Below are 26014 nucleotides of genomic sequence, written 5' to 3' on the forward strand. Positions count from 1 at the left end.
ACGAGGCGAAGGAGGTTCCGTGGACCACATATCCACCGGCGCCGGACCCAGACCCACCCTCACCATGTGGCACCCCCCGATACCCGTCTCCGCAGGCGGGTATCTTCATGCCCGCCCCGGCTCGCGGCGGGAGCAGCGGTGATCGCCGCGCGGGCCGGGACGCTCGGCGGGCACACGGCCGGGCAGCTGCGGCGGCTGTGCGCGGTGGCGGGTCTGGACCCGACCGACACGGACACCTACGCGGACGTCCTCCTCACCACGCTCGGCCCGGCCGCCGAACGGCCGCTGGACCTGCCGCCGCCGTCGCGGACGTTCCTGTCCGACGACCACACGCCGGTGGAGTACTCCCTGTCGTTCACCGCCGGCGCGAACCCCACACTGCGCGTCCTGCTGGAACCGGGCTGTGGCGCAGGCAGCCTGGCACGCGGCGGCCGCGCGGCCCTGGCCGCCGTCCGGGAGATGGCCCGGCGCTGGGACTTCTCCACCGAGCGCCTCGACGACCTCGAGGACCTGTTCCTGCCGCCGTCCCCGCACGGCCCGCTGGCCCTGTGGATCGCGCTGGAACTGCGGCCCGGGGGTGTGCCCCAGGTCAAGGTCTATCTGAATCCGGCCGCCTCCGGGCCGCAGCGGGCCGCGGTGACGTTACAGGAGGCCCTCGGCCGCCTGGGCCACGAGCGGGCCTTCGAGGCGCTGCCCCCGGCCGACGGCTACCCCTTCCTCGCCCTGGACCTCGGCGACTGGGAGGCGCCCCGGGTGAAGGTGTACCTCAAGCACCTGGGCCTGTCGGCCGCCGAGGCGGCCGGACTGTGCCGGACGGAGCCGGGGCCGCCCGCCGCGGAGGTCGACGCGTTCTTCCGCACCGCGGCCGGGGCCGCCCCGACGTCACGGCTCGACCGCCGCCCCGGGCTCACCTGCCACTCCTTCACGGAGACGGACAGCGGGCTGCCCAGCGGGTTCACCCTGCACATCCCGGTCAGGGACTACGTCCGTGACGACGCCGAGGCGCTCGACCGCGCCCTCGCCGTCCTCGCCGGACACGGCATCGACGCGGGACCGCTGATGCGCGCCCTGCCCGCGGTCACCGGCCGCCGCCCGGAGGACGGCGTGGGCCTGATCGCCTACCTGGCCCTGGCCCACCAGCGGGGCAGACCGCCGAGGGTGACGGCGTACGTCTCCTCGGAGACCTACGCCGTCCGGCCGCCGGTCCTCACATCCGAGCGGGCCGACGCGCAGCCCGTGCACTGAGCCGGCCCGGCGAGGCTCCCGGTGCAGCCGGAAGCCTCGCCGCACGGTTCACGCCGGCTGCAGCTCGCTCAGCTCCGCGAGATACGGCCCGAAGTCCACCTGGATCGAGGAGCCCTCGGTGTCGCCGTAGCGGTCGGCGATGGCGGCCAGGTAGGTGCCGATCTCCTTGCGCATGACGTCCTCGGACGGCAGCGCGACGTCCCCGGCGACGATCCCCGCCACCCAGCGGGCCTGGGCCTCCACCAGCCGTGTGATCGCCCCCTGCGGCCGGACCAGCCCGACGAAGTGCAGCCCGGGATGCCCGGGCGCGACCACCCGCTTGTACAACTCCACGGCGCCCTGGGCGTTCACCGGACAGTCGTCGGGCAGGGCGGGGAACGACATCCGGAACCCGGTGCAGTAGACGATCGCGTCGGCCCGTTCGGCACTGCCGTCGGTGAAGACCACCCGGTCCCCGTCCAGCGAGTCGATCGCGGGCTTCGGGACGACGTCACCGTGCCGGATCCGGCTGAGGATCTCGTCGGAGACGGTCACGGCGGACGAGAAGATCGGGTGATCGGGCTCGGGCAGCCCGTAGTCGCCGAGTTTGCCACGCGCCACCAGCAGCGCGTTCTCCACGAACCGGCGCGCCTGCGCGAAGGGCATCGCGGTGAACCAGGGCGCCTCGGCGATCAGATCGACCGACATCCCGAACAACTGCTTCGGCACGATGTGCAGGCCCCGCCGCACCGACAGGACGGTCCGCTCGGCGTGCCGGGACAGGTCGGCGGCGATGTCCACGGCCGAGGCGCCTAGCCCCACCACGACGACCCGCTGCCCGGCGTAATCACGCGCGTCCTGGTAGTCCACGGAGTGCAGGATCGTTCCGGCGAACGACTGCGCGCCCTCGGGCAGCGGATCGGGCAGAGCGGGATCGGTGTTGTGCCCCGACGCGACGACCACATGGGCGAAGACCCGGCTCCGCGTGCCGCCCCCGGCGCCCCGGGTCACCACCCGCCAGCCGCCGCCCGGCTCCTGCCGCACCGACAGCACCTCGGTGGCCGGCTCGATCCGCTCCCGCAGGCCCGCCCAGTCGGCGAAGGCACGCAGGTAGTCCGCGACCTGGCTGTGCCGCGGGTAGAGCGGGTAGTCACCGGGCATGGGGAAGTCGGCGTACCCGGTCAGCGACTTGGCCGTGTTCAGGTGCAGCGTGCGATACCCCGGCCCCCGCTCACCCGCCCCCGGCTGCCGCCAGATGCCCCCGACGTCCGGTGCCTTCTCCACGCACACGAAGTCGACGCCACGGGCTTTGAGCGCGTGCGCGGCCGCCAGTCCGGACAGACCCGCACCGATCACGCACACGCTCACGCGTCCCCCCACACCGTCATCACAGATCGTTTTCGCACGGCCAGTGACTGCCCATCGGGCACTTGCGTCACACCGGCGGCCGGGTGGTATACGCCACTACAGCGCCACGACCCCTACGCGACCGGGTCCCCACGCCCCTGTGCCCCTGCGTCCCCAGGCTCCGTGCGTCCCCACGCCCCTGTGCCCCTGTGCCCCTGTGCCCCTGCGTCCCCAGGGCGTCCCCGCGCCCCTTACGTCGGTTCGCTCGCGAGGGACCGCCGTCTCACCCGCTCCAGATGTCCCGCGAACACGTCCCGGGCCTCGGGCGTCAGCGTCCGCAGCGCCACCAGCGCGGTGATGACGACGTCACACAGCTCGCCCTGGACGTCGTCCCAGGTGTGACTGGCCCCCTTGCGCGGGTTCTGCCCGGTGGCCCCGATCACGGCCTGGGCGACCTCGCCGACCTCCTCGGACAGTTTGAGCACCCGCAGCAGCAGCCCGTCCAGGCCGCCATGGGCCCGCCGCTCCTCCAGCCAGGCCCACAGCTCCTCGACCGTGCCCCACAACTCCACGTCCCGCTCACTCATACGGGGAGACTGCCACGCGGGGCGGCCTACTCGCCTTCGAACAGAGCCTCCTGCTCACCCTCGCGCTGCCGGCGCAACTGCCTCACCCGGGCGCCGATGACGACGGCGGTGCCCGCCGCGGCCGTCGCGAAGGCCACCGGCACCATCCAGCCCCGGTTCACACTGTGCCCGAGCACCGCGTCCAGGGAGAGCCGGCCGGGCCCCGTGACGGCGAGCCCGGCGGCGGTCAGCCCGAGGGAGGCCGCGTACTCGTACCCCCCGCCCTGATTGAAGAAGCCGTTGGGCGCGTGCACGGCTGCCGCCCCCGCCATCGCCCCGGCCGCGGACGCCCCGGCCGCCGGCGTGGCCAGCCCCAGCGCCAGCAGTACCCCGCCGCCGGACTCGGCGAGCCCGGCCGCCATCGCGCTGGCCTTGCCGGGCCGGTACCCGACGGACTCCATGAACTGCCCGGTTCCCTCCAGGCCGTGCCCGCCGAACCACCCGAACAACTTCTGCGCCCCGTGCGCGGCCAGCACCCCGCCGGTGCCCAGCCGAAGCAGCAACAGTCCCAGATCACGTCGATCGAACGTCGTCACGGTCACTCCCTGAGCCCACGAGAAACGGCCCCCCTCCCACGGTGCCACGGAGCCTGCTTGCCCACCTGTGCGAGCGTCCGTTCGGGTACGCGGCTCAGGTGCCGGGGCTTGGTTCCCGCACGGGCTCTTCCCGGTGCGCCACCTCGTCGTGCCGGGGGAGCAGGAGCGGGGTGGCGAGGATGAGCAGTCCGGCCACCGTCACAGCGGTGCGCGGGCCGGTGACGTCGGCGAGCAGCCCGCCGAGCGCGGTGCACACGGCGATGGCCGCCTGCTGGCCGATCGACCAGGCCGACAGGGTGCGGGCGAGGAGATGCCTGGGGGTGTGCTCGAGCCGGTAGGTGGCGAGCACCGGGGTGTACAGGCTCATGTTGACGATGATCGCCAGCTCGACGGCCATCACGGTGACGAGGCCGACGACGCCGGGCCGGACGAAGGCCAGGCCGATCAGCCAGACGGCGCGCAGGGTGCCGACCCGGCGGAAGACCCACTGCCGGCCGTGGCGGGCCACGACACGGCGGGCCAGCCGGGAGCCGATGAGTCCGCCGAGGCAGGGGGCGGCGAAGGCGAGACCGTACTGCCAGGGCGGGAAGCCGAGCCGGCGCAGCAGGAGTACGGCCAGCAGCGGTTCGGTGGCCATGATCAGACCGGCGACGAGCATGTTGTTGAGGTAGAGCGCCCGCAACCCGGGATGCCCCATGATGTGCCGCCAGCCGTCGAGCAGCCCGCCTGCCCGGACCCGGCTCGCGCCGGCTGTGCGCGGCGCTTCCTCACGGCCTCCGATGGCGGTGATGCCGAGCGCGGAGAGCAGGTAGCTGAGCGCGTCGGCCACCACGGTGACGACCGGCCCGAACAGCCCGATCGCCGCCCCGCCCAGCGGTGGTCCGACCGCGATGGAGCTCCAGTTCGTGGATTCCAGCCGCGCGTTGGCCACGAGCAGGTCGTCCGGCGGGATCAGCGCCTTGAGGTAGGCGCCGCTCGCCGCGCCGAACGCGATCCTGGCGGCGGCGGCCACCGCCGAGACCACGAGCAGCTGGACGAAACCGAGCAGACCGAAGGCGTAGGCGACCGGGATCGTCGCCATGACCGCGAACCGGGTCAGATCCATCGCGATCATGACCGCTCGCTTGCGCCGGAACTCCACCCACGGGCCGAGGGGCACCGCGATCAGCGCCCCCACGGCGGGCCCCACCGCGGACAGCGCGGACACCTCGGCGGGCCCGGAGTGCAGCACCATGACGGCGATCAGCGGCAACGCCCCGAACCCCAGTCCGGATCCGTAGGCGCTGACCGCATACGCCGCCCACAGCAGGCCGAACCGCCGGCCCAACCGTCTCCTGCCCACCACGCTCCCGACCGGACAAACCCGCGTTGCCCACCGAGAGCTAAGCGAGAAGCACAGCCCGAGGTCAAACAACCGCCCTGCCGTTGATGCACAACCATCCGTTGTTCACTAGGGTGGCCCGGCGTGGATCTCGAAGCAGTCCGTACCTTCGTCGCCGTCGCGGAAGCGGGCCAGTTCCAGAAGGCCGCCGCGGACCTGTCGCTCACCCAGCAGGCCGTCTCCAAGCGCATCGCGGCGCTGGAGCGTGACCTCGGCGTGCGGTTGTTCACCCGCACGCCGCGCGGCGCCGAGCCGACCATCGACGGGCAGGCGTTCCTGCCTCACGCGCGCGAGCTGCTGCGCGCCGCCGAGCGGGCGGTCACCTCCGTGCGTGCCGGTCGCCGCCCCCTGCGCGTCGATGTGCTCAACTCGCGCGGCGCGGCCTCGGGCCTGATGCGCGGATTCCACCGCGCACACCCCGGGATCGACCTCGACGTGGTGATGCTGCTGGACATCGACACGGCCGTCGACGCCATCCGCTCCGGCACGGTCGACGCGTCCTTCCGTGCCGTCGCCGCGCCCGGCCGGCCGCTCCCCGAGGACATCGAGTCCGTGCGGGTGATCGACGAACCGCTCCAGCTCCTCACCGGCCCCCACCACGCGCTCGCGGGCGCCCGGTCGGTGACCCTCGCCCGGCTCGTCGGGCACCGGATCTGGATGCCGGGCATCGTCCCCGGTTCGGAGTGGGCCGCCTACTACGACGAACTCGTCGCCGAGTTCGGCCTCACGATCGAGGCGACCGGCCCCAACTTCGGCTCCGACGCGCTCCTGGACACCGTGGCCGACACTCCGGCCCTGGCCACCTTCATGGGCGAGCACACCCGTCTCATCTGGCCCGCCGACCACGGCCTGCGACGCATCCCGGTCACCGACCCGACCCCCGTCTACCCCCACTCACTTCTCTGGCACCGCGACAACCCCCACCCGGCGCTGCCCACCCTCCGCACCCACCTGACCACCGCACCCCCCGCCCACTCGGCGCCCGGCACCTGGGTACCGCGCTGGACGCTGCCGCACTGACAGCATCCCGGCGGACCCACGCGTCCCGGAGACGGAAACACGGCAGCCGCCCCACCCGCACCGTCGTGCGTCCCGCAGGACGCACCCCCCCGGTGCTGTGGGACGGCTGCCGCCTCCCCCCTCGCCATGGCTTGCGGCCCGACGGTGGAACCATCGTGCTCCATATGTGAAGCTCCGATGAAGGAAAGTTGAGCATAAGTCCACCACCGGCCGCAATGCCACGGACCTTCAAATTCCACTTGTGCACATCACCGGCCTGACGCCCCGGTGCCTCTCAACCCCGCCCCACATACGGCATCGTCGTGGCCAGCACCGTCGCGAACTGCACGTTCGCCTCCAACGGCAACTCCGCCATGTGCCGCACCGTGCGCGCCACATCGGCCACGTCCATCACCGGCTCCGCGACCACCGCCCCGTTCGCCTGCAGCACACCCGTCTGCATACGCGCCGTCATGTCCGTCGCCGCGTTGCCGATGTCGATCTGCCCCACCGCGATCCGGTACGGCCGCCCGTCCAGCGACAACGCCTTCGTCAGCCCCGTCAGCGCGTGCTTGGTCGCGGTGTACGGCGCCGAGTGCGGCCGCGGCGCATGCGCCGAGATGGAGCCGTTGTTGATGATCCGTCCGCCCTGCGGCGTCTGCTCCTTCATCTGCCGGTACGCCGCCTGCGCGCACAGGAACGCCCCGTTGAGATTCGTGTCCACCACGTGCCGCCAGGCGTCGTACGGCAGTTCCTCCACCGGCACGCCCCCCGGCCCGAACGTGCCGGCGTTGTTGAACAGCAGGTCCACCCGCCCGAACCGCTCCACGGTCGCGGCGAACAAGGCGGTCACGGACTCGGGCTCCGTCACGTCCGTCCCCACGGCGAGCCGCTCGGCGCCCGGCACCAGCGCGCCCGTCTCCTCCAGCGGAGGCACGCGCCGCCCGGCCAGGGCCACCGCCCACCCTGCGCGCATCAGCTCGACGGCGACCGCGCGCCCGATCCCGGACCCGGCGCCGGTCACGACCGCGACGCCGCGCCGTTCGGTGTTTCGTTCAGCGTTCATGGTCCCGAAGCGTAGACAAAGGTCCACAGTCCGGAACCGGCCTTCCGTCATACGAACACCGTGCCCGGGGACGGCGTCACCCGGGCAGGCGCACGGGCCGTCACACCGAAATGAGTTCGGCCTCGCCCGTGAGGTCCCCCGTCTCGCTCGGATAGCGGACGCCGACCCGGCCGCGGATCGCGTCGAGCGTCCGCATCACCGCCAGCGTGCCGTCCAGCGGCACCAGCGGCGACTCGGTCTCGCCGGCCCGCAGCGCCCGCATGACCTCCTTCGCCTCGTGCCGGAAGCTGGTGCGCGGCCCGTCCGCGGGGTCGGCGGCGAACTCCTCGGGCTCCTTGCCGTCGCGGTGCAGCACGAAGCGGTCGGGGTGGAAGAAGCCGTTCGGGACGTCGATCCGGCCGGCCGATCCGGTCACCGACGCGGTGACCGCCGTACCGCCGACGATGGAGCAGTGCACCGAGGCGAGCGCGCCGGAGTCGAAGGACAGCAGTGCCGCCGTCTGCAGGTCGACGCCCTCGGGGGAGAGGACCGCGCGGGCCGTGACGTCGGACGGCTCGCCGAGCAGCAGGTGGGCGAAGGAGACCGGGTAGACGCCGAGGTCGAGCAGCGCGCCACCGCCCTGCCGGGGGTCGCGCAGCCGGTGGGCCGGCGGGAAGGGCCCGGCGAGCCCGAAGTCGGCCTGCACCGTGCGCACGTCCCCGACGGCGCCGTCGTCGACGAGGTCCTTCAGCCGCCGTACCAGCGGGTTGCAGTACATCCACATGGCTTCCATCAGGAAACGCCCGTGCTCGCGGGCCAGGGCGACGAGTTCCCCGGCCTCGCGCAGGTTCAGGGTGAACGGCTTCTCGCACAGCACGTTCCGCCCCGACTGCAGGAGCAGCCCGGCCGCTGCCCGGTGCGCGGCGTGCGGCGTGGCGACGTACACCACGTCCACCTCGGTGTCCTCGGCGAGCGCGCGCCAGTCGCCGTAGGCACGCTCGATCCCGAACCGTTCCGCGAACGCCGTCGCCGACTCCTCGGACCGCGAGGCCACCGCGACGACCTGTGCGTCCGGCAGATCCACCAGGTCCGCCGTGAACGCGGCCGCGATCCCACCGGTCGCGAGGATGCCCCACCGCACGCCGTCCGCCGTCATACCCGCCCCACCCTCTGTTGCGTCTTCAAGCAGTCGTTCCGAGCTGAGAGCATAGGTGCCGATCCGTCGCCGAGGGAGTTCGAAAGGGAGGGCGCATGCCCGAGGGAGGGGCCCCCATACCCGAGGCCGCGCATCCGGCCGCCACCGAGGCCGGCGCAGGGGCTGCCACCGAGGCCACCGCAGGGGCCGGCACCCCCGCCGAGGCCGCCGCCCGCGCGGCGCACCGCCGTACCGGATGGCTCGTCACCCTCGTCCTGGGCGGTCTGACCGCCACTCCGCCGCTCGCGATGGACATGTACCTGCCGTCGCTGCCGGCGGTGACCCGGTCCCTGCAGGCGCCCGCCGCGACCGTGCAGCTCACCCTCACCGCCTGCCTGGCCGGCATGGCGCTGGGCCAGCTCGTCGTCGGCCCCATGAGCGACAAGTGGGGCCGCCGCCGCCCCCTGCTCATCGGCCTCGCCGTCTACGTCGTCGCCACCGCCCTGTGCGCGCTCGCGCCGAACGTGCAGACGCTGGTCGCCTTCCGGCTGGCGCAGGGCCTCGCGGGCGCGGCCGGCATCGTCATCGCCCGCGCGGTCGTGCGCGACCTGTACGACGGCGTGGCCATGGCCCGCTTCTTCTCCACCCTCATGCTGATCTCAGGCGTCGCCCCGATCGTCGCGCCGCTCATCGGCGGGCAGATCCTGCGCGTGACGGACTGGCGGGGCGTGTTCGTCGTCCTCACCGTGGTCGGCGTCCTGCTCGGTGCCCTGGTCTTCACCCGGCTGCCGGAGACCCTCGCACCGCGGGACCGCCACGCCGGCGGCGTCACCGAGGCGCTGCGCTCGATGCGCGCGCTGCTGGCCGACCTGCCCTTCACCGGCTACATGCTGGCCGGCGGTTTCGCCTTCGCCGCGCTGTTCGCGTACATCTCGGCCTCGCCCTTCGTCATCCAGGAGATCTACGGCGCCTCCCCGCAGACCTTCAGCCTGCTCTTCGGGCTGAACTCCGTCGGCCTGGTCGCCGTCGGCCAGCTCAACGGCAAGGTGCTGGTCGGCCGGGTCGCGCTGGAGAAGGTCCTCGCCGTCGGTCTCACCGTCGTCATCCTCGCCGCGGCGGCGCTGCTGCTGATGGCGACGGGCGCGTTCGGCGCGGTGGGGCTCGCACCGGTCGCCGCCGCCCTGTTCGTGCTGATGTCGGCGATGGGCGTCACGATGCCCAACACCCAGTCCCTCGCCCTGCTGCGCACCCGGCACTCCGCCGGCTCCGCCTCCGCGCTGCTCGGCACGTCCTCGTTCCTGGTCGGCGCCGTCGCCTCCCCGCTCGTCGGGATCGCCGGTGAGCACACGGCCGTCCCCATGGCCGTCGTCCAACTGGTGGCCGCGGTGGTGGCGATGGCCTGCTTCGTGGGAATGTGCCGTCCCTGGAACACACGTGCGGAGGGAGCAGGGAACTGAGCGCGCCGAGACTGCGCAGGGACACCCCGGAGAAGGCCTGCCTCGACCCCGAGGAGCTGCGCCGCCTGGTCACCGACGTGCGCGCCCTCACCGCCGGGCAGCGGCCCTGGGCGGCGGGCGCGGTCGTGGTCGCCGGACGCGGGCCGGTCGTCGCCGTTGAGGAGGCGGCGGGCTGGGCCCTGCGGTACGCCGCCTACGACCCCGAGACGGACAGCGGCGTCGAGCTGCCCGAGCCGGACCGGGTGCCGATGACCGTGGACACCCCGTTCGACCTGGCCTCCCTCACCAAACTCTTCACCGCGGTCGCGGCCGTGCAGCAGATCGAGCGCGGCACCCTCGGCATCGACGCCAAGGTCGGCGCCTACCTGCCCGACTTCCGGGCGGCCGCCGAACACGGCATCACGGTCCGGCAGCTGCTCACGCACACCTCCGGCCTGCGCCCGGAGCTGCCGCTGTACGACTGCGCCGACGACGCCGAACGCCTGGCCCTGCTGCGCGCGGAGGCGCCGACGGCACGGCCCGGCGCCTACAAGTACTCGGATCTGAACATGCTGCTCCTGCAGCACCTGCTGGAGAGGCTGACCGGCCGCGCCCTGGACGTCCTCGTCCGCGACGGCATCACCCGCCCGCTGGGCATGACGGCGACCGCCTTCGGCCCGTGCCCCGGCGCCGCCGCCACCGAGGACCAGCGCCGCCCGTGGGCCAAGGCGGACCGGGGCCTGCTGCGCGGGGTCGTGCACGACGAGAACGCCTGGGCGCTGGGCGGGGTGGCCGGCCACGCCGGTCTCTTCTCCACCGGCCACGACCTGGCCGTCTTCTGCCGCACCCTGCTCGCCGGCGGCTCCTACGGCCCGGCCCGCATCCTCGGCCCCGACTTCGTGGAGCTGCTGCTGACCCCGCCCGGGCTGGGGTTCGCCGTGGACCAGCCGTGGTTCATGGGCGACCTGTCGGGCCACGGCGCGGCCGGCCACACCGGCTTCACCGGGACGTCCCTGGTCGTGGACCCGGCCACGGACACCTTCCTGGTCCTGCTGGCCACCACGGTCCACCCCCGCCGCCGCACGCCGGACAGCCGCCCGAGAGCGGCCGCGGCCACCCGCCTGGCGCGGGCCGTCCGGGCGACGAAGGGGCACGCCGGGACCTGAGAGAATTCCCGGGTGAACGCCCCCGTCTCCTCCTCCCCGGCCGAAACCCTGCGCGCCACCCTCGCGCACCTGCTCGACGGGCTGCCGCCCAGGCAGGCCGCGCAGGCCGTGGAGCGCCTGATCGCCCACTACCGCGGGGCCACCCCGACCGACGCGCCGATCCTGCGCGACCGCGCGGACGTGGCCGCGTACGCCGCCTACCGCATGCCGGCCACGTTCGAGGCGGTGCGCGCGGCGCTGGAGGCGTTCGCCGAGGCCGCCCCGGACTGGACGCCGGGCAGCCACACCGACGTCGGCGGCGGCACCGGCGCCGCGACCTGGGCCGTCACCGCGACCTGGTCCGGCGAGCGCCCCGTCACCGTGCTGGACTGGGCCGAGCCCGCCCTCGCCCTCGGCAGGGAGCTGGCCGCCGCGCACCCCGAGCTGCGCACGGCCCGCTGGCAGCGCGCCCGGATCGGCGCCGCCCTGACCCTGGAGGCCACCGACCTCGTCACCGTCTCCTACGTCCTGAACGAGCTGACGGCCGCCGACCGGGCCGCCCTCGTCGACGCGGCGGCCTCGGCCGCGCAAGCCGTCGTCATCGTCGAGCCCGGCACCCCCGACGGCTACGCCCGCGTCATCGAGGCCCGCGACCGGCTCATCGCGGCCGGCTTCCAGATCGCCGCGCCCTGCCCGCACAGCGCCGGCTGCCCGATCGTGCCCGGCACCGACTGGTGCCACTTCTCCGCGCGGGTCAGCCGTTCCTCCCTGCACCGCCAGGTCAAGGGCGGCTCACTGCCGTACGAGGACGAGAAGTTCGCGTACGTCGCCGCCACCCGTTTCCCGGTCACCCCGGCGCCCGCCCGCGTCGTACGCCGACCGCAGATCCGCAAGGGCCAGGTCCTGCTGGACCTGTGCGAGAGCGACGAACAGCTGCGCCGCACGACGGTCACCAAGCGGCACGGGGAGCTGTACAAGGCGGCCAGGGACGCCGACTGGGGCGATCCCTGGCCGCCGCCGGGGGAGTGACTACCCCCGTTTCTCCTGGAGCCTGCGCAGCAGCTCCCGTTTCTGAGCCTGCGGGTCCGGGCCGCCACCGGCCCGGCCCGCCCGGTCGCCGCCGCGCAGCGCCGCGCGCCCGAGGTTCTTCCGGGTACCGCCCACGCCCAGCATCCCGCCCGCACCACTTCGCGCCATGACGCTCTCCTTCCGCATCTAATCGAGACGATACGAACCGTCTCGTCAATGAGGTTCCCAGCGTCGGCGAGACGCGCCGTCTTGTCAACCTGGTAGGTTGCGCCCATGGCCACCAGCAAGCCCACCCCCGACACCAGCCGCCGCAGCGAGAAGTCCCGGCGCGCGATCTACGACGCCGCGCTCGCGCTCGTCGCCGAGGCCGGCTACCCGAAGACCACCATCGAGGGGATCGCCGCCCGCGCCGGCGTGGGCAAGCAGACCATCTACCGCTGGTGGTCGTCGAAGGCGGACGTCCTGCTCGAGGCGTTCCTGGACCTCACCCACCGCACGGCCGAGACGGCCGGCCAGGAGGAGTCCTACGCCATTCCCGACACCGGCGACCTCGCCGCCGACCTCAAGGCCGTGCTGCGCGCCACCGTCGACGAACTGCTCGACCCCCGCTTCGAGGCACCCGCCCGCGCCCTGACCGCGGAGGGCGTGGTCAACGAACAGGTCGGGCGGCAGTTCATCACCCACCTCCTGGAACCGCAGCTCCAGCTCTACGTCGACCGCCTGCGTGCCGCCCAGGCCGCCGGCCACGTCCGCCCCGACCTCGACCCGCGCATCGCCCTGGAGCTCTTCGTCTCCCCGCTCGCCCAGCGCTGGCTGCAGCGCACCGGCCCGATCTCGCACGCCTACACCGACGCCCTGGTCGACTACGCCTTGTACGGCCTCGCCCCGCGCTGAGCGTGTGCGGTACGTCTCGTCCCCGGTACCCGGGATGTCCGCACAGGCCCCCCGATGCACCGGATGGTGGGACCATAGGGCATGCTGTCGGCACCACAGCGAGGCGAGGGGATAGATGAGCGCGGAGTTCGGCGGCCCGATGAGCCTGAGGGGCAAACTCACCCAGTGGCTGCGGGGACGCGGCCCGGAACAGGCCGCCGACGAAGGCGGCCGTGAGGCCCTGCTGCTCGCCGCGGCCCGGGCCGGACTGCCGCTCGCGCCCGCCGCGCACCCGGCGCCCGGCTACCGCTGCTCCTGCGACCGCGTGGGCTGTCCCACCCCTGCCCGGCACCCGGTCTCGTTCGCCTGGCAGACGCAGTCCACGACCGACCGCTCCCAGATCGAACGCTGGGCCCGCCATCAGCCGCAGGCCAACTTCATCACCGCGACCGGCATGGTCCACGACGTGCTGGACGTCCCCCTCGAGGCCGGCCGTGAGGCCCTGGAGCGCCTCGAGTCGCAGGGCGTCGACGTCGGCCCGGTGGCCCAGAGCGACGACGGTCGCATGCTGTTCTTCACCCTCACCCGGGGCACCCCCGAGGACGAGGACGAGTGGTGGCCGTGCGAGCTGGACTGCCACCCCGAGACCATGGACGAACACCCCGGCCTGCGCTGGCACTGCCGGGGCTCCTACGTCCTGGTACCCCCCGCCCGCCTCCCCGGAGACGACGGCGAGTCGGTCCACTGGCTCCGCGGCCCCGAACACGCCCTCCCCGACCCGCTGACGCTCCTGGAAGCCCTCACCGACGCCTGCGCCCGTTACACAGGCCAGGACCCGGCCCCCTGGCCCCTGCGCCACTGACGCCTCCGGCATTCAGGGGGCCGACGGGCGCCGCAGGCGCCCCTGGGGCGCGGGGCGGTGCGAGATGCGGCTCCGCCGCGCGGGCGCGACCAGCCACGACGAAACCCGCACAGGCCGCCGCAGGCGTTTCGCGCACCGCCCTGACCGCGCTGTCTAACTGCCCTGCGCCGACGTCATCCCCTGGGTCCGCCCCAGCACACTCACCTCGGACCGACCGGAGGTCTTCGGCGGGTCCAGCGCGACCTCGTTCGACACGAACTCCATCGTCAGCGACTGCTTGATCTCCCCGGACGTCAACGCCAGCACATCCCGCCCGGGGTTGGGCACCGTCACCCCCGGCGCGGCTGTCTGCTTCTGGTAGTGCCGCGTCGTGAAGAACACCAGCGCACCCCCGTCCGCCGTACGCAGCGCGAGCGGCGCGTAGTCCCCCCGGGTCAGCGGTGTGTCGATGTACTGGTTCGCCAGCCCCGGCCGCGTCGCCTGCTTCTCGCGCGCAGCCCGCCACACACTCGTGTGCGGCCCGTCCGCGAAGCCGTCACCACCGCTCTTCAGGTACGTCGTGTACCGCCGGCTCAACGACGCGGGCGTGGCCGCCAGATCCGCCGCGTCGGCGTCCACGGCCTCCGCGAACCCTTCAGCGTCCGTCTTGAACCGCGGCACGCTCCCCGGCTCGGCCAGCGTCAGGAACGCCACCTGCCAGGGCTCGTCCAGATCGTGCCGCAGGAACACCAGCAGCCACCGCGACTTCCCCGCCCGGTTGCCGTGCGCGTCCGCCACGAACCACCGCGGCCAGCCCGCCTTCTTCGGGATCGTGTACGTCACGTCCGACAGCACCAGCGGCGAGTGCGCGGGGTTGCCCTGCGGGCTGTTGCTGTGCCGCGCCTTGAGCCGCGCCGCGTCGATGTCGCCGAACGCCCCCGTCGTGAAGTCGGCGTCCTGGGAGGCGTCGTAGGCCTTGTCGGCCTTGTTGTACGCGGTCGTGAACTGCGTCAGCGCCTTCGCGGCCTCGGCCTGCGTGGTGGAGGGGAGCACCTCGCGCTCCCCGTGCACCACCACGCACCCGCTCGCACTCAGCGCCAGCGCGGTCAGCGAGGCCGTCGTCAGCGCGGCGCGCTCACGCCTGCGAAGCCGTCGAGGGCTGGGAACCCTTGTCTCCCGAGTCATTGGGCTGCTTCACCTTCCCCTTCCCGGAGGCGAACCCTACCGGGGCGAAGAAGACGGCGAGCGTCGGGATCAGGTACAGCAGCCACACCGTGACCTGGAGGACCGTCGGGTCGGGCTGGAAGTTGAACACGCCCTTGAGCAGCGTGCCGTACCAGCTGTCCGGCGGGATGGTGGAGGAGATGTCGAAGGCCAGCTTGTTCAGACCCGGAAGCCAGTCGGCCTCCTGCAGATCGTGGAAGCCGTACGCCAGCACACCGGCCGCGACGACGACCAGCATGCCGCCGGTCCAGGTGAAGAACTTCGCCAGGTTGATCTTCAGCGCTCCCCGGTAGAACAGCCAGCCCAGGAACACGGCCGTGGCCAGGCCCAGCGCGACCCCGATCAGCGGGCGCGGGGTGCCGTCGGAGGCGGCGTGCACGGACGCCCACACGAACAGCGCGGTCTCCAGGCCCTCGCGGCCGACGGCGAGGAACGCGGTCGCGACCAGCGCGCCGGTGCCCATCTTCAGGGCGGCGTCCAGCTTGCCGTGCAGTTCGGACTTCAGATGCCGCGCGGTGCGCCGCATCCAGAAGACCATCCACGTCACCAGGATCACCGCGACGACGGACAGGGAGCCGCCGAGCGCCTCCTGCGCCTGGAACGTCAGCTCCTGCGAGCCGAACTCGAGGACGCAGCCGAAGCCGAGCGCGATGGCCACCGCGATGGCGATGCCGATCCAGATGGGCCGGATCGCGTCCCGCCGCCCGGTCTTGACCAGGTAGGCGATGAGGATGCAGACCACCAGGCTGGCCTCGAGGCCCTCGCGCAGCCCGATCAGGTAGTTGCTGAACATCGAACTACGCCTCCTTGGAGAACAGCGTGCGGCCCCACCAGTCGCCGGCGTCCTTGACTCCGGGCGGGATCGCGAAGATCGCCGAACCCACGTGCTGGGTGTACTCGTTGAGCGCGTCCATGCGCGAGAGGTTGCGCTGGACCGGGATGAACCCCTTGCGCACGTCACGCTGGTAGGCCAGGAAGAACAGCCCGGCCTCCAGCCGGCCGAGGCCGTCGGTGCCGTCCGTGAAGGAGTAGCCGCGGCGCAGGATCGTCGCCCCGTTGTTGGAGTCGGGGTGCGCGAGCCGCACATGCGCGGTCGGCTTCATCGCCTTCAGGAACGGCTCGTCGTGCTCCTTGGCCTTGCCGACGGCGGCGCCCTCGCGCTTGTCGCGGCCGAAGACGTCCTCCTGCTCCTGCAACGAGGTGCGGTCCCAGGTCTCGATGTTCATCCGGATGCGCCGGGCGACCAGATACGACCCGCCGGTCATCCAGTCGGTGCCGTCGCCCTCGCCGACCCACACGAACTTCTTCAGCCGGTCGGTCTCGGTGCCCGCGATGTTGCGGGTGCCGTCCTTGAAGCCGAAGAGGTTGCGCGGGGTCTGCGCGCCGGGGGTCGTCGACGACGTCTTGCCGAAGCCGAGCTGGGACCAGCGGATGGCGACCTTGCCGAAGCCGATGCGGGCGAGGTTGCGGATGGCGTGCACGGCGACCTGCGGGTCGTCGGCGCAGGCCTGGATGCACAGGTCGCCGCCGCTGCGGGTCCTGTCCAGGTTGTCGCCGGGGAACTTCGGCAGGTCGACCAGGGCCTCGGGCCGCTTGTCCTTCAGGCCGAACTTGTCGAACAGGGACGGGCCGAAGCCGATGGTGAGGGTGAGCCGGGACGGCTTCAGGCCCAGCGCCTCGCCGGTGTCGTCCGGCGGGGCCTCGGCGAGTCCGCCGTAGGCGCCCTCGCCGACCGCCTTGCCGGCCGTCATCCGCCGCGCCGCCTCGGTCCAGTCCTTCAGCATCTGCACGAACTCGGCGCGGCTCGTCGTGGTGACGTCGAACGCGGCGAAGTGCAGCCGGTCCTGCACGGGCGTGGCGATACCGGCCTGGTGGGCGCCGTGGAAGCCGACGGCGCCGCCCGCGTCGGCGGCGGCCGGGTCGATGTCGTCCGTGCGGGTCACCGCGACGGCACCACCGGCCACCGCGGCGCCGAGCGCCAGCCCGGCCCCGCCCCAGCCGATGAGCGCGCGCCTGCTGGGCGCCTTGGCTCCGGTCTCCGTGTCCGTCATCGCTGCTCCTCGAGGTTACTTCGCGACGGCGGCGGCGAGCTTGGACAGCGGCTCCGCCAGGGCGTTCACGGCGTCCGACAGCTGCTTGCGGTCGCCGGCGCCGACCTTGTCGTAGGAGGTGAAGTCGTACGACTGCTTGTCGGCTCGGTACTTGTCCAGCAGGGTGTTCAGCGCCGCGAACTGCTTGTCCAGTTCGGCGGTGAGCGCCTTGTCGTTCGCTTGCGCGACCGGCTTGAGCAGCTCGTAGGACTTCTGCGCGCCCTCGACGTTGCCCTTGAAGTCGACCAGGTCGGTGTGCGAGTAGCGCTCCTCCTCGCCGGTGACCTTGCCGGTGGCGACCTCGTCGAGGAGCTCCTTGGCGCCGTTGGCCATGGAGGTCGGGCTGATCTCGGCGGTGCCGACCCGCTTCTGCCAGTCCTTCAGGTCGGTGACGAGCTGGTCGGCGAGGGTCTTCTCCTCGGCGCCGATCTTCCCGCCCTGCCACAGCGCCTTCTCCAGGCGGTGCCAGCCGGTCCACTTCTGCCCGGCCTCCAGGCCGTCCTCGCGGACGTCGACCTTGGGGTCGATGTCGCCGAAGGACTCGGCGACCGGCTCGGTGCGCTCCCAGCCGAGGCGCGAGGGTGCGTACGCCTTCTTCGCCGCCTCCACGTCACCGGCCTTGACGGCCTTCACGAACGTCTCGACCTTGGGCAGCGTCTCGTCGGCCTGCTCCTGCGCATAGGTGCGGTAGGCGGCGACGGCCTGGTCCAGACGTGGGTCGCGCTGGGCGGTGGTGCCGCCGGTGACCTTCAGGGTCTGGCGGATGCCCTTGCCCTTCATGCCGGGCTTGCAGGCGATCCGGTACTCGCCGGCCTTCACCTCGGCGGTGACCTTCTGCTTGGTCCCGGGGCCGATGTTCTCGCGCTCGGCGACGACGCGGTCGTCCGGGAAGAGGACGTAGACCTCGGTGACCTTGGAGCCCTTGTTCTCTATGGAGAGCTCGACGTGACCGGCGGGGACCTCCTTCTTGGAGACCTCGCACTTGTCGTCCGTCGCGGTCACCTGGATCGCACCGTCGCCGCCCTCGGCCTTGCTCTTCTGGGTGCAGCCGGTGACGGCGGCCAGTGCCGCCGCGGTGGCGACGGCGGCGGTGACGGTCAGTCTGGCGGCTCGCATGCGGGGCTCCCGGGCGGTGGCTGAAAATCGTAGTGTCGGGCCCCACGAGGTTGGTGAGGCTCGCCTAACTTAACCGAGGCTTACCTGTGCGGCGTACCCGCATGCAGTGATTCACCTCTCATGGACGCCGTAAGGGTGCGACTTGATCACGGTGACTCAAATGGAACGCCAAGGACAGGTAAAGGAGAATTCAAGGAAGTGTCGCCTCCGGGCCAGGACCTGCGGCAGCGACCCCCGTATGCCCGCGGCTGCGGGCGCCCGCCGGTCGTGGCACATCGGGCGCACCGATGCGCCGACGGCGCACACGGCGGCCCGTCGGCCCTCGGTGCTTGAATGCCCCGGTGACTGACTACGACGTGCTGCGCGTCTTCTGCGCGCCGAACGGTGGCTACGGCAACGAGCTGGGCGTCGTCCGCGACGGCTCCCGCATGCCCGAGGCGGCCGAACGGCAGGCGTTCGCGGGCCGGCTCGGCTTCAGCGAGACCGTGTTCGTCGACGACCCCGAGCGCGGCGTGATCGACATCTACACGCCCACGCTGCGGCTGCCGTTCGCCGGCCATCCCTGCGTGGGCACGGCCTGGCTGCTCGACGTGCCCGAACTCGTCACGCCCGCCGGGGTGGTGGGCGCCCGGCAGGACGGGGAGTTCTGCTGGATCGAGGCCCGCGCGGAGTGGGCGCCGCCGCGCACCCTGCGCCAGTACGCGACGGCCGCCGAGGTGGACGCCCTGCCGGTGCCGCCGCCGGGGGAGTGGATCTACGCCTGGGCGTGGGAGGACGAACCCGCCGGCCGGGTGCGCGCCCGCGCCTTCCCCGGCCGCGACGACGGCATCACCGAGGACGAGGCGACCGGAGCGGCGGCGCTGCTGCTCACCGACCACCTCGGCCGCGCCCTCAACATCACCCAGGGCACCGGCTCCCAGATCCTCACAGCCCCCCAGCCCGAAGGCTGGGTGGAAATCGGCGGCAGAGTCCTCCTGGAACGCTGAGCGGCGCCGCGGGCCCGCGGCGCGGGGCGCGGGTGACCGGCGCACGGGGGTGCAGGGGCCGGAGCGGGGTGCCGGGGAGCGGGGGTCGGGGACACCAAGCCCTTCGCGGCGAACCCGTCGGTCGGCGCGGCCGAACGGGTACGGGTGGAAGGCGGGCGCCCTGGGCGGAGCCCGGCGTTGGGGCCGGGGCCGGCCGGGCGCCGGCGCGCCACGCCCATCGCGGCGAAACCGGTTGGCCCTGCCGAACAGGCCCCGGCGCCGGCTGACGGGTGCTGGGCGTGGACGCGGGTGGGGAGCGCCGACGCCCAGCGTGGCGGACGCCTCCCGGCGGCGCGGCTGAACCGGCCCGGGGTCCGGATGGCCGGCGCGGGGCGTCGGGCGGCGGCCCGGTGTCGGAGGGGGCGGTCCTGTAAGGGTGGGGTGCGCGCCCGTTCAGGTGGTAGCGCGAGCGCTCGGGTGGCGGTGCGTGTGCGGACGGTCCGTGCCGGGGACCTCTGGCGTGATCTGTCACCGACCCCACTGGAGGGTTCCATGCGCATGCGCTCGGTTCTGGCCGCCGCACTGCTGACCGTCACCCTGACCGCCGCCGGCGCGGCCACCGCCGCCGCGGCCGACTTCGACCCGCGCCACGGCGGCGGCGACGACGGCGCTGACGTCTGCGCCACCCACTACTGGGCCATCACCTCCGAGGGAGGCAACCTCGCCTGGGGTGGCTCCTACTGCCGCGGCGACCTCTGAGCCCGCGGTGACTTCCGAGGGACGGGCGCGCCCCGGCGGCCCGTCCCTCGGGCGGTTGCGGAGCCCGCTCACGCCGACAGCGGGAACTCCTCGCCCAGCGCCTGGAACACCGCCGTGTTCAGCGTGAAGGCCCGTCGGCACTCGGCGACGATCCGCTGCTTCTCCAGCTCGTCCACGCCGATGCCGTCCAGCAGATCCCGGTACTCCCGCTTGAAGGCGGCCGGGTTGGCGATCTTCTCGAAGACGTAGAAGCGCACCCCGTCGCCCTTGCGTGCGAACCCCCACGTCCGCTCGGCCCGGCCCCGGACGACCTGGCCGCCGGAGAGATCGCCGAGGTAGCGCGTGTAGTGGTGGGCGACATAACCGCCGGGCCAGCGCTCGGCGCACACGCGCACCCGGTCCGCGTAGGCGCGCGTCGCGGGCAGCGCGGACAGGCCCGTCCGCCAGCCGGGGCCCCGCAGATGCGCCAGGTCCCGCTCCAGTGCCGGCAGCCGCAGCAGCTCCGGCCGGACGAACGGCCCGGCCACCGGGTCCGACGCCAGCCGCTCGGCACCGGCCTCCATCGCCTCGTAGACGAACCACAGCTGCTCGGTGTAGCGGGCGTAGGCGTCGACGCCCAGCCGGCCGCCGAGCAGATCGCTCATGAACGCCGAGGTCTCCGCCCGTGCGTGCTGCTCGTGGGTCGCGGTGCGGATGACGGTCGAGAACGACTCCATGGACGACTCCCCGGGTTGCCGACGGCCTGTCGGTAAGCTTACCGACAGGCCGTCGGCAAAACATCAGAGCATGAACACGGCACCCCGAGACGGCGAAAGGCCCGCCCTCCGAGGAGAGCGGGCCACAGCGAGGGGGCGGTGTCACGGCAGCGTGAGGATCTCCGCGCCGGTGTCCGTCACCACCAGCGTGTGCTCGAACTGCGCGGTCCGCTTGCGGTCCTTCGTCACGACCGTCCAGCCGTCGTCCCACATGTCGTACTCGTGCGTGCCGAGCGTCAGCATCGGCTCGATCGTGAACGTCATCCCCGGCTGCATCACGGTCGTCGCGTGCGGACTGTCGTAGTGCGGGACGATCAGACCGGAGTGGAACGAGGAGTTGATGCCGTGCCCGGTGAAGTCCCGCACCACGCCGTACCCGAAGCGCTTGGCGTACGACTCGATGACCCGGCCGATGACGTTGATCTGACGGCCCGGCCGGACGGCCTTGATCGCCCGGTTCAGCGCCTCCCGCGTGCGCTCCACGAGCAGCCGCGACTCCTCGTCGACGTCTCCGACCAGGTAGGTGGCGTTGTTGTCGCCGTGCACCCCGCCGATGTACGCGGTCACGTCCAGGTTCACGATGTCGCCGTCGCGCAGGACCGTGGAGTCCGGGATGCCGTGGCAGATGACCTCGTTGACGGACGTGCACAGGGACTTGGGGAAGCCGCGGTAGCCGAGCGTGGAGGGATAGGCGCCGTGGTCGCACATGTACTCGTGCGCCACCCGGTCCAGTTCGTCCGTGGTCACGCCGGGGGCGATCAGCTTCGCGGCCTCCTCCATGGCCTGCGCCGCGATCCGGCCCGCGATCCGCATCGCCTCGATCGTCTCCGGCGTCTGCACCTCCGGCCCGGTGTAGGGCGTCGGCGCGGGCTTGCCGACGTACTCGGGGCGGCGGATGTTTCCGGGCACGGAACGGGTGGGAGACAGCTCCCCTGGTACGAGCAGCGACTGGCCAGACATGCCAGCGAGTCTAACCAGCGGGCATGGGGGAACATGTCGGTGGCGAGAGGAGCGAGGTCATGGCCCTGTTCAAGAAGCGCACGGCGGGCAAGCCGGGCGAGTGGTACTACTGCCTGGAGCACAAGAAGGTCGAGGAGGGCCCGGACTGCCCGGGCAAGGACCGCTTCGGACCGTACGCCTCCCGGCGGGAGGCCGAGCACGCGATGGAGACGGCCCGCGAGCGCAACCTCGAGTGGGAGAACGACCCCCGCTGGCACGACGCCTCGGCGGGCCGCACCGCCGAGGACGACTGATCACGCCGAGGCCGCCTGCGCGGCGGCTGCGCGCTGGTCGCGCAGCCGCACCGCGTGCTCGTTCGTCCGCGCGTCGTACGCCATCAGCCGCGGCAGGCACAGCGCCAGCAGTGCCACCGCGCCCGCGCACAGCAGCCCGCCCGACCAGACGGACGCCCGCACGCCCCACCACGCGGCGAAGCCGCCGGATCTGACCTGGCCGACCGTCGGCCCGACCGAGTACGACAGCAGTTCGATCCCGGCGAGCCGGCCGCGCAGCTCGTCCGGGATCGTCTGGTTCCACATGGCGGAGCGGAAGATCCCGCTGACCATGTCGCAGCCGCCCGCCACGGTCAGGAACAGCAGCACCAGCCATACGTCGCCGACGACCCCGGCGGCCGCGATCGCCAGACCCCACCCGGCGGCCGCCAGCACCACCGTCCGCCCGTGCCGGCGCACCCGTGAGGCCCAGCCTCCGGTCAGGCTCACCAGCAGTGCTCCGAAGGGCACGGCCGCGTACATCAGGCCCAGCGACCACCGCGCGTCCAGATCGTCCGCGAGGAACGGCAGCACGGCGAGCGGCATCGCGAGGAACATCGCCGCCAGGTCGACCGCGTAGGTGCCGAGCAGCTCCTTGCGGCTCCACGCGTACCGGGCGCCCTCGGCGATCGAGCGCAGGGAGGGCCGGGCGGCCTCGTGGGAGGCGGGGGAGGAGGCGATGCGGACGACGTACAGCACGGACACCGCGAAGGTGGCGAGGTCCGCGGCGTACGCCCAGCCGAGGCCGGCGTAGGCGACGACCAGACCGGCGACGGCGGGGCCGGCCACCCCGCCCACCGTCCAGCGCAGGGAGTTCAGGGAGGCCGCCGCGGGCAGGTCGTCGTGCGCCACGATCCGCGGCCACAGCGAGTCCAGTGCCGGGCGCTGCACGGACACCAGCGCGGAGGACAGGGCGGCGACGAGATACAGCGGCCACACGGCGGGACGCGGCAGCAGCGCGTTGAGCAGCAGCAGCGCCGACAGCAGGCCCTGGCCTGCCTCGGTCCACAGGATCAGCCTGCGCTTGTCGAACGCGTCGGCCAGCGCGCCGCCGTACAGCCCGCACACCACGAGCGGCACCAGCTCCACGGCCCCGATCGCGCCGACCGCCGCGGCGGACCCGGTCAGCTCCTTGAGCTGCACGGGTAGCGCGACGAACGTCAGGAAGCTCCCGAAGCCCGAGATCAGCCCCGACATCCACAGCCGCCGGAAGTCGACGGAGGCCTTCCAGGGCGCGAGGTCGGGCAGCAGCGCCCGAAGGGCGGAGGGGAGGTTCACGAGGTGCCATGCTCGACGCCGCCCCACCCACGAGCAAACGCTTTTCCCACCCCCGGCCCTCCGACCCGACCCCGCCCTTGGGCCCCACGGCCCCGTGCGGCCTTGGCCCCCGCCCCCGACTCCGGCCTGCGGCCCCCGCCCCCGACTCGGGCCTGCGGCCCCCGGCCCCGACTCGGGCCTGCGGCCCCCGGCCCCGACTCGGGCCTGCGGCCCCCGGCCCCGACTCGGGCCTGCGGCCCCCGGCCCCGGCTCGGGCCTGCGGCCCGGCGCGGCGCCGGTCTCAGTGTCCGGCCCCGTGCCCGGCCCCGGCCCCGGCCCCGGCTCGGGCCTTCGGCCCCGGGCACGGCGTCGGGCCCCGGGTGAGGGTGCCAGCCTCGGGCCTGGGGCCTCGGGCCTCGGGCCCCGGCGCCGGTCCCGGGCATTGCCCCGATCCCGGCATTGCCCCGGCCCCGGGCACGGCCCGACGTCAGCTTGGGCTTGGGCCTTCGGCCCCTGGTGCGGCGTCGGGTTCGGGCGGGGGCCCCGGCCTCGTCCTCGGGCTTCGTCCTCGCGGCTCGGGTCACGACCTCGGGCCACGGCCCCGAGTCGGCTCGGGCTTTCGGCCCCGACCTCGGGCTTCGGGCCACAGCCCCGACCTCGGCCCGGGCCTTCCGCTCCGGGGCCGGCCTCGGGCCTGAGCGGCGGGCCACGGCCCCGGGCCACGGCCCCGGGCCACGGCCCCGGGCCACGGCCCCGGGCCACGGCCCCGGGCCACGGCCCCGGGCCACGGCCCCGGGCACAGCCCCGACCTCGGGGCCTTCGGCTCCGGGTGCGGCCTCGGGTCCCGTCCTCCGGCCCCTGGCCCCGGCTCCGAACCCGGCGACAGCCCCAGCCTCAGCCAGGGCCCTCGCCCTCGGCGCGGCCCCAGCCTCGGGGCCCCCACCCGGCCTTGCGTCCGCGGCCTCGGGCCCTGGGCCCCGGCCTCGCGCCCACCAGGCCGTCCGTGGCCAGACCTGTGTCGGCGGCTCCCGTCGCTCCCGTGGGCGGCGGGGGCCGCCGTGTGGGCGGTTTGCCGGGGTCGGGCGTGGGGGCCGGCTTCCGTGCCGCCCTCGCTGCGAGCCGGTGCTTCCGTGCGGCCCCTCGCTGTGCGAGTCGTTCTTTCGCACCGGCCTTATTGCCCGCGGCGGTGTCACCAGGGGGCCGGGGGTGGGGACGTCAGGGATTCCGCCAGGCGGGACAGGCGGTCGCGGAAGCGGCGGGGGGCCCTGCGGGTGCCCGGCACCGTGTTCTCCCCGGCCGCCGCGCTCACCAGGTGCTGCACCGTGTCGAGGTCCAGTTCCGCCCCCTCCGGCACCGTCAGCGCCTCGTGCGCCATCCCCGCCAGCTCGCCCTCCGCGTCGCCGAGCGCCAGCACGGTCACCCCGGCCCGCCGGGCGTCGTGCACCCGCTGGAGCAGCGACGCCGGCTCGCCGGGTGCCACGACGAGCAGCGTCTCGCCCCGCCGCGCCGCCTCGATCCGGCCCGGCCCGACCGCCAGGTGCGCCGGATCCGACGGCCGCGCGTCGTGCCGTACGAGCGTGGGCGCCAGCTCCGGCGTCCCCGACCACGCGGCCTCGTCCACGAGATGCGCGGCGAGATGCCACGGCTCGTACTCCGGTGTGCCGACGAGCAGCAGCCCGCCCCCGTGCGACACGACCGACCCCCGCAGCGCCCCCGCGAATCTCCGCGTGGCCCCGAGCCACTCGGTCCCGGCGAGCACTTCCCGCAGCAGCGCGACCCGTACGGCGTCCATGGCCCCGCATCCTTGCGCAACCGGGCGCCCCGCGCCCCGTACTTCGGCCCTCGTTCGCCCGGAGAGGGGACGGGCGCGTTCCCCGAGGAGGGCCACGTATTGTCAGCCCATGACCACTAGCGACAGCGCACAGAAGGCCCCCGCCAAGGACCCCTGGGACCTCCCGGACGTCTCCGGGCTCGTCGTCGGCGTGCTCGGCGGGACCGGACCGCAGGGCAAGGGCCTCGCCTACCGCCTCGCCCGGGCAGGGCAGAAGGTGATCATCGGCTCGCGGGCCGCCGAGCGCGCGCGGGCCGCCGCCGAGGAAATCGGGCACGGCATCGAGGGCGCCGACAACGCCGAGACCGCCCGCCGCAGCGACATCGTGATCGTCGCCGTGCCGTGGGAGGGCCACGCCAAGACGCTGGAGTCCCTGCGCGAGGAACTGTCCGGCAAGCTCGTCGTGGACTGCGTCAACCCTCTCGGCTTCGACAAGAAGGGCGCCTACGCGCTGAAGCCGCAGGAGGGCAGCGCCGCCGAGCAGGCCGCTGCTCTGCTGCCCGACTCCCGGGTCGCCGCCGCCTTCCACCACCTCTCGGCGGTCCTCCTCGAGGACCCGCAGATCGAGCGGATCGACACCGACGTGATGGTGCTCGGCGAGGACCGCGCCGACGTGGAGATCGTCCAGGCCCTCGCCGGCCGCATCCCCGGCATGCGCGGCATCTTCGCCGGCCGGCTCCGCAACGCGCACCAGGTGGAGTCCCTGGTCGCGAACCTGATCTCCGTCAACCGCCGGTACAAGGCGCACGCGGGGCTGCGTATCACCGACGTGTGAGCCATGGGGGACACTGGGGGCGTCGGAGATGCCCGCGGTGTCCCGCCACCGGTCCGGTGCGGTCCCGCGAGCGGCTCCGGCGCACCCCCCCGACCACCGACCGTCCCGACAGGAGCCGACCCCCATGCCCCGCCTCGCCCTCTACGCCCTCGCCGTCTGCGTCCTCACCGTGGTCGCGGCCGTCGTCTCCTTCGTCCAGGGCAGCTGGCTGGGCGTCGTCTGGGTGCTGCTGGCGGGCGTGTCGTCCAACATGGCCTGGTACTACCTGCGGCGCGGCCGCGCCTCGGCCCGGACGGCCCACCAGAACCGATAGGGGTTCACCAGAGCCGGTGGGGCTCGTCACCACCGATGGGC

Annotated in this window: 27 protein-coding genes; 12 read left to right on the top strand and 15 right to left on the bottom strand. The window is 73.4% G+C overall.

The genetic code is table 11. The features are described from left to right. Positions 1-138: 138 nt before the first annotated feature. Entirely contained in the window at positions 139-1245 is a 1107-nt protein-coding gene (locus ACZ67Q_RS20755; RefSeq protein WP_471184055.1) for a tryptophan dimethylallyltransferase family protein, read from the top strand. 48 nt (positions 1246-1293) lie between these two features. On the opposite strand, the gene ACZ67Q_RS20760 is transcribed toward ACZ67Q_RS20755, so the two are convergent. The 4 genes from ACZ67Q_RS20760 to ACZ67Q_RS20775 all read right to left on the bottom strand — a co-directional run bounded on the left by ACZ67Q_RS20760 (position 1294) and on the right by ACZ67Q_RS20775 (position 5078). After that, a complete protein-coding gene (locus ACZ67Q_RS20760) occupies positions 1294-2592 on the bottom strand; it encodes a flavin-containing monooxygenase (RefSeq protein WP_471184058.1) in 1299 nt (432 codons plus the stop codon). A gap of 230 nt (positions 2593-2822) precedes the next feature. Next, entirely contained in the window at positions 2823-3158 is a 336-nt protein-coding gene (locus ACZ67Q_RS20765) for a MazG-like family protein (protein WP_471184061.1), read from the bottom strand. A gap of 26 nt (positions 3159-3184) precedes the next feature. Continuing rightward, positions 3185-3733 (bottom strand): DoxX family protein, encoded by a 549-nt coding sequence (locus ACZ67Q_RS20770; protein ID WP_471184064.1) that lies wholly within the window; start codon positions 3731-3733, stop codon positions 3185-3187. A gap of 94 nt (positions 3734-3827) precedes the next feature. Next, the gene (locus ACZ67Q_RS20775) at positions 3828-5078 is read right to left on the bottom strand and encodes an MFS transporter (protein ID WP_471184068.1); all 1251 of its coding nucleotides are present in this window, start codon (positions 5076-5078) and stop codon (positions 3828-3830) included. 120 nt (positions 5079-5198) lie between these two features. On the opposite strand from ACZ67Q_RS20775, the gene ACZ67Q_RS20780 reads away from it, so the two are divergent. After that, positions 5199-6134, top strand: a complete 936-nt coding sequence (locus ACZ67Q_RS20780; RefSeq protein ID WP_471184071.1) for a LysR family transcriptional regulator — start codon at positions 5199-5201, stop codon at positions 6132-6134. Between the two features lie 274 nt (positions 6135-6408). On the opposite strand, the gene ACZ67Q_RS20785 is transcribed toward ACZ67Q_RS20780, so the two are convergent. Together ACZ67Q_RS20785 and ACZ67Q_RS20790 are read right to left on the bottom strand one after the other, a co-directional pair. Further along, a complete protein-coding gene (locus ACZ67Q_RS20785; RefSeq protein ID WP_471184074.1) occupies positions 6409-7179 on the bottom strand; it encodes an SDR family oxidoreductase in 771 nt (256 codons plus the stop codon). Between the two features lie 100 nt (positions 7180-7279). Continuing rightward, positions 7280-8314: a Gfo/Idh/MocA family protein gene (locus ACZ67Q_RS20790; protein WP_471184077.1), complete on the bottom strand. Its 1035-nt coding sequence runs from the start codon at positions 8312-8314 to the stop codon at positions 7280-7282. A 95-nt stretch (positions 8315-8409) separates the two neighbouring features. Between ACZ67Q_RS20790 and ACZ67Q_RS20795 the strand changes: the two genes are divergently transcribed. The 3 genes from ACZ67Q_RS20795 to ACZ67Q_RS20805 are packed head-to-tail and all read left to right on the top strand — an operon-like array spanning position 8410 to position 11903. Then, a complete protein-coding gene (locus ACZ67Q_RS20795; protein ID WP_471184079.1) occupies positions 8410-9750 on the top strand; it encodes a multidrug effflux MFS transporter in 1341 nt (446 codons plus the stop codon). After that, on the top strand, positions 9708-10895 hold the full coding sequence (locus ACZ67Q_RS20800; protein ID WP_471184082.1) for a serine hydrolase domain-containing protein: 1188 nt from the start codon (positions 9708-9710) through the stop codon (positions 10893-10895). The genes ACZ67Q_RS20795 and ACZ67Q_RS20800 overlap by 43 nt, the downstream gene beginning before the upstream one ends. A 12-nt stretch (positions 10896-10907) precedes the next feature. Then, on the top strand, positions 10908-11903 hold the full coding sequence (locus ACZ67Q_RS20805; RefSeq protein WP_471184085.1) for a small ribosomal subunit Rsm22 family protein: 996 nt from the start codon (positions 10908-10910) through the stop codon (positions 11901-11903). Here ACZ67Q_RS20805 and ACZ67Q_RS20810 read toward each other — a convergent pair whose 3' ends face one another. Continuing rightward, positions 11904-12071 carry a DUF6243 family protein gene (locus ACZ67Q_RS20810; RefSeq protein WP_471184087.1) on the bottom strand — a complete coding sequence of 56 codons (168 nt, stop codon included), beginning with the start codon at positions 12069-12071 and terminating at the stop codon, positions 11904-11906. Positions 12072-12176: 105 nt separating this feature from the next. Here ACZ67Q_RS20810 and ACZ67Q_RS20815 point away from each other — a divergent pair, with 105 nt between their 5' ends. Beyond that, complete coding sequence (locus tag ACZ67Q_RS20815; RefSeq protein ID WP_471184090.1) at positions 12177-12797, top strand: TetR/AcrR family transcriptional regulator; 621 nt, start codon at positions 12177-12179, stop codon at positions 12795-12797. A gap of 115 nt (positions 12798-12912) precedes the next feature. Next, entirely contained in the window at positions 12913-13638 is a 726-nt protein-coding gene (locus tag ACZ67Q_RS20820; protein WP_471184092.1) for a bifunctional DNA primase/polymerase, read from the top strand. Positions 13639-13791: 153 nt separating this feature from the next. On the opposite strand, the gene ACZ67Q_RS20825 is transcribed toward ACZ67Q_RS20820, so the two are convergent. From ACZ67Q_RS20825 to efeO, 4 genes are read right to left on the bottom strand one after another with little or no spacing between them, the layout of a single operon-like run. Further along, positions 13792-14802 (bottom strand): SCO2278 family lipoprotein, encoded by a 1011-nt coding sequence (locus ACZ67Q_RS20825; protein ID WP_471184094.1) that lies wholly within the window; start codon positions 14800-14802, stop codon positions 13792-13794. Then, a complete protein-coding gene (efeU, locus tag ACZ67Q_RS20830; RefSeq protein WP_471184097.1) occupies positions 14753-15634 on the bottom strand; it encodes an iron uptake transporter permease EfeU in 882 nt (293 codons plus the stop codon). The genes ACZ67Q_RS20825 and efeU overlap by 50 nt, the downstream gene beginning before the upstream one ends. Positions 15635-15638: 4 nt before the next feature. After that, positions 15639-16892 carry an iron uptake transporter deferrochelatase/peroxidase subunit gene (gene efeB, locus ACZ67Q_RS20835; protein ID WP_471184099.1) on the bottom strand — a complete coding sequence of 418 codons (1254 nt, stop codon included), beginning with the start codon at positions 16890-16892 and terminating at the stop codon, positions 15639-15641. Positions 16893-16907: 15 nt separating this feature from the next. Beyond that, positions 16908-18047 carry an iron uptake system protein EfeO gene (gene efeO / locus ACZ67Q_RS20840; RefSeq protein WP_471184101.1) on the bottom strand — a complete coding sequence of 380 codons (1140 nt, stop codon included), beginning with the start codon at positions 18045-18047 and terminating at the stop codon, positions 16908-16910. A gap of 341 nt (positions 18048-18388) precedes the next feature. Between efeO and ACZ67Q_RS20845 the strand changes: the two genes are divergently transcribed. Both ACZ67Q_RS20845 and ACZ67Q_RS20850 read left to right on the top strand, forming a co-directional pair. Continuing rightward, positions 18389-19033, top strand: coding sequence for a PhzF family phenazine biosynthesis protein (locus tag ACZ67Q_RS20845; RefSeq protein ID WP_471184103.1), 645 nt, complete (start codon positions 18389-18391; stop codon positions 19031-19033). A gap of 531 nt (positions 19034-19564) precedes the next feature. Next, positions 19565-19771, top strand: coding sequence for a hypothetical protein (locus ACZ67Q_RS20850; protein WP_471184105.1), 207 nt, complete (start codon positions 19565-19567; stop codon positions 19769-19771). Between the two features lie 68 nt (positions 19772-19839). On the opposite strand, the gene ACZ67Q_RS20855 is transcribed toward ACZ67Q_RS20850, so the two are convergent. Continuing rightward, on the bottom strand, positions 19840-20487 hold the full coding sequence (locus ACZ67Q_RS20855; protein ID WP_471184108.1) for a biliverdin-producing heme oxygenase: 648 nt from the start codon (positions 20485-20487) through the stop codon (positions 19840-19842). 141 nt (positions 20488-20628) lie between these two features. Then, positions 20629-21486 carry a type I methionyl aminopeptidase gene (gene map, locus ACZ67Q_RS20860; protein ID WP_471184110.1) on the bottom strand — a complete coding sequence of 286 codons (858 nt, stop codon included), beginning with the start codon at positions 21484-21486 and terminating at the stop codon, positions 20629-20631. Between the two features lie 59 nt (positions 21487-21545). Here map and ACZ67Q_RS20865 point away from each other — a divergent pair, with 59 nt between their 5' ends. Then, positions 21546-21779: a hypothetical protein gene (locus ACZ67Q_RS20865; RefSeq protein WP_471184113.1), complete on the top strand. Its 234-nt coding sequence runs from the start codon at positions 21546-21548 to the stop codon at positions 21777-21779. Here the strand turns inward: ACZ67Q_RS20865 and ACZ67Q_RS20870 are convergent, their stop codons facing one another. Further along, positions 21780-23075 (bottom strand): MFS transporter, encoded by a 1296-nt coding sequence (locus ACZ67Q_RS20870; RefSeq protein WP_471184115.1) that lies wholly within the window; start codon positions 23073-23075, stop codon positions 21780-21782. 1168 nt (positions 23076-24243) lie between these two features. Next, entirely contained in the window at positions 24244-24846 is a 603-nt protein-coding gene (locus ACZ67Q_RS20875; protein WP_471184118.1) for a hypothetical protein, read from the bottom strand. 109 nt (positions 24847-24955) lie between these two features. On the opposite strand from ACZ67Q_RS20875, the gene npdG reads away from it, so the two are divergent. Together npdG and ACZ67Q_RS20885 are read left to right on the top strand one after the other, a co-directional pair. Further along, the gene (gene npdG / locus ACZ67Q_RS20880) at positions 24956-25660 is read left to right on the top strand and encodes an NADPH-dependent F420 reductase (RefSeq protein ID WP_471184120.1); all 705 of its coding nucleotides are present in this window, start codon (positions 24956-24958) and stop codon (positions 25658-25660) included. A gap of 124 nt (positions 25661-25784) precedes the next feature. Next, positions 25785-25973: a hypothetical protein gene (locus tag ACZ67Q_RS20885; protein ID WP_471184122.1), complete on the top strand. Its 189-nt coding sequence runs from the start codon at positions 25785-25787 to the stop codon at positions 25971-25973. Positions 25974-26014: the final 41 nt, after the last annotated feature.

It is taken from the genome of Streptomyces sp. NPDC036813 (assembly GCF_055609245.1).